The organism is Streptomyces boncukensis (genome assembly GCF_011045075.1).
Lineage (GTDB): Bacteria > Actinomycetota > Actinomycetes > Streptomycetales > Streptomycetaceae > Streptomyces > Streptomyces boncukensis.
On the sequence record NZ_JAAKZZ010001103.1, the window covers coordinates 1 to 539 of the forward strand.

The 539-nt window shown below is 72.5% G+C and carries 1 pseudogene; it reads right to left on the minus strand.

Annotated features, from left to right (window positions below):
* Window positions 1-539, minus strand: a pseudogene (locus tag G5C65_RS38160) (RHS repeat protein); the annotation flags it as partial.

A 539-nucleotide genomic window follows, 5' to 3' on the forward strand; every position in this document is an offset into this window, starting at 1 on the left:
GCGGACCGTGCGGCCCAGCGCGTCCCGCTCGTAGCGGATCACCTCGCCCAGGGGGGTCGTACGGGAGGTCAGGGCACCCGTCGGGTCCAGGTCGTAGCGGTGGGTGCGGTCGTCGAAGTCCCGCTCCCCCACCAACCGATCTGCCGCGTCGTAGGTGTAGGTCCAGGTGAGGCCCTGGGGGTTGGTCACCTGCGTCAGGCGCAGGCGGGTGTCGTGGGTGAAGGTGTAGCGGACGCCGTCCGGGCCGGTGCGGGCGCTGAGCTGGTCGAAGTGGGTGTACTCGTACGTCGTCTCCCCACCCGACGGGTTCACGTGGCGTACGCAGTTGCCCTCGCCGTCATACGTCCACGACTCCTGCGCGCCGTCCGGGCCCGTTCGGCGGGACAGTCTGCCCTCCACCGTCCAGGCCAGCCGCGTCGTCCCGCCCAGCGGGTCGACCACCGTCACCGGGTTGCCGAACCCGTCCCGGCGGTACGCCGTCGTCGCGCCCAGCGGGTCGGTGATCTCCAGCGGGAGGCCCGCCCTGTCGCAGCGCACCC